This window comes from Kribbella caucasensis (genome assembly GCF_004361855.1).
Taxonomy (GTDB): domain Bacteria; phylum Actinomycetota; class Actinomycetes; order Propionibacteriales; family Kribbellaceae; genus Kribbella; species Kribbella caucasensis.
Window position 1 is genome coordinate 1680 of record NZ_SNWQ01000070.1, and the last position, 2492, is coordinate 4171.

The window sequence follows — 2492 nt, forward strand, 5'->3', positions numbered from 1 at the left end:
CGGTGATCAGGCAGCCAGGACACAACGCTCGACCGCGCTCGTCGCGGCTGGCGGCCTCCCGGGTGACGCCGCAACGCGAGCAGGGCTGGGCCCGGGACTTGGCCACGCAGTTGCGGCACAGCCACTGCCGGTCGATCCGCCTGTGCAGCTGGATGACGCGGTGACAGCGCGGGCAGCCTGGTCGGGTGACGGTCTGTGCTCCTGTGTCGCAGAGCTTGTCGATCAGCCGCAGCACCGAAGGGATGGCTGCGTCGGCGCCCGCCCCGGTGAGCAGCTCGGGCCGGTCCTGCAGCGCCCAGGCGAGTTGACGGCGCTGCCCGGCGTGGGACACCACCGCGCTCACCGCGGACACCACGACGTCGGCCGGTAGCGTCGGATCGATGCCGGTGACAACGTCGATGATGACGTCCACCGGGTCGGATCCGTCGCCGGGCGGGCACTGGCCGCATCGGGGTCGCCCGTCGCGGTCCCGGTAGGTCACCGGACGGGTCTGGCCGCAGGCCGCGCAGGGTTCCCGCCGCGGACCGCAGCCAGCGCAGTACCAGTCCTCACCGCGGCGCTGAAGGGTGCGCAGGTGCTTGCCGCAGTCTGCGCAGACCGGTGGTGAGATGTTCACCGCGCCCGCCTTGCGCAACGCCAGCAGCAGATCCCCGACCACGCGGGGCGCCGGGGAGCGTCCGTCACCGAGCAGGGCCGGGTTGTCGAGCAGGGCCTGGGCGAGGCGGCGGCGTTTGGCGCGGCCGCCGGCGACGCTTGCCACCGTCTGCTCGATCGTCGCGCGATCCAGTGCCGGCTCGCTGCCGGTGACGAGGTCGACGACGACGCTGACCGGGTCGGTGAGAACGTCCGGCATCTGGCCGGTCAGCCGTCGGCTCGGGTGATGCGGGCTCGCTTGGGACGCAGCTCGCCGACCCCGGCTTCGGCGCCACCCGCGGCGGCCTTGGACCGGCGCGCCGATGTGGCGGCTGCCACCGGCTCGATCAGGTCATCGGTTGAGCAGTCCAGGACGTCCAGCAGGGCCATCAGCACCTTCAGACTGAGCCGCTCGGGTCGTTCCACGACCAGCCGGTAGACCTGGCTGGACGACAGGTGAATGCCCCGCTCGGCGAGCGGGCCGATGAGGTCGGTCGTTTGGAACATGCCGCGGCCGGCCATCACCTGCCGCAGGTTCCACCGGTAGTCGAGCTTGCGCGCCATCAGCGATCCCTTCCGTCGTCCGTGGCCCGGCCGTCGTCGAGGGCCGGGGCGAGTGCCTTGCGCAGCGCGGTGTTCATGAAGTCCCCGCTGACGTGGGTGTAGATCGCCGTCGAGGTGTCGCAGCGGTGCCCGACCTGCTCCTGGATGAACCGCCGGTCCACCCCGTCCTCGGTCAAGTGCGTCACATACGAGTGCCGCAGCGAGTGCGGCGTGGCGTCCCTCGGCAGGCCAAGGGCATCGCGGTAGGCGACGAACCGGGCGTTGATCTCCGCCGGTTTGACCCGGCCACCCCGCTCGGTCACCCACAACGCCGGATGATCGGCGCAGCCGAACCTGGGCCGGATGTTCTCCACGTAATCTCGTACCGCCTCGACCGCCCACCCCATCACCGAGGCGACGTTGCGGCGCCGGGCTGGCTGCCCGCGCACCGCCTTGCCGTAGCGGACGTGCAGCATGCCGTACCGGCCGAACTCCGCAGCCGCCGGGTTGCGGCCCCAGTCGGCCAGGTCCAGCTTGGAGGTCTCGGTGCGGCGCAGTCCCCACCCGTAGATCACCTTGAACATCGTCGCGTCCCGGTAGGCGGCCAGCGCCCCCTTCCGCCTCGCCCGGACGGCGCGTTCCACCTGCTCGTCGGCATAATCCAACAACCGCTGCAGCTCCTCCCGGGTGAGCGGGCGAGCCTCCGGCGTTCCCTCGTAGTCGTTCAGGTGCGCGATCGTGTTCCACTCATGGCAGATCGGCACCGGGTGCGTGCCGAACGACTCCTCGCACGCCGTCGCCCAGCCGTAGCGCCCGTCGGTGAGGTACTCGCTGAACAACCGCAGATCGGTCTGATAGCCGCGGATCGTCGACGGCGCGAGATGCTTCTCGCCGGTCAGCGACTGCGTCCACTCATCCACATGGGCCGGGCCCCAGTGCCACGGGTACTCGTTGGTGAACTCCAGGAACCGGCGCACCAGCCGCTCCCGCGGCGCCATCGTGTCGTCCTGCAACCCGCGAGCAGCCTGCTGCGCCCGCCAGCCCCGCAGCATCGCCTCGACCATCGCATCCTCCGGGCGTAGCTGCACCACACCAGACACCAGCTCGAGGTGCGCAGCACCGGCCAGATCGCCCCGTCCCATCCATCCCTCCAGCACCACCAACCGCGACCGTTAGACGGAAGGATCATGCACTTAACGGGATCAGCCTGCCAACCATGCAGGTCAGACGGCGTGTCGGGACGGCCGGACGAACCTATTGCCGAGCCAAGCTCAGCAGGCGATCCGCTGAATCTCGCCCATCTGCTGCAATTCCCG

General features: G+C 70.3%; 3 protein-coding genes. All 3 read right to left on the bottom strand.

The genetic code is table 11. The features are described 5' to 3' along the window. On the bottom strand, window positions 1–853 hold an 853-nt coding region (locus EV643_RS45310), incomplete at its 3' end, for a hypothetical protein (protein ID WP_202870085.1). An 8-nt stretch (window positions 854–861) separates the two neighbouring features. Continuing rightward, the gene (locus EV643_RS43750) at window positions 862–1197 is read right to left on the bottom strand and encodes a helix-turn-helix domain-containing protein (RefSeq protein ID WP_202870086.1); all 336 of its coding nucleotides are present in this window, start codon (window positions 1195–1197) and stop codon (window positions 862–864) included. Then, the gene (locus tag EV643_RS43755) at window positions 1197–2318 is read right to left on the bottom strand and encodes a tyrosine-type recombinase/integrase (RefSeq protein ID WP_133806137.1); all 1122 of its coding nucleotides are present in this window, start codon (window positions 2316–2318) and stop codon (window positions 1197–1199) included. The genes EV643_RS43750 and EV643_RS43755 overlap by 1 nt, the downstream gene beginning before the upstream one ends. Window positions 2319–2492 lie beyond the last annotated feature (174 nt).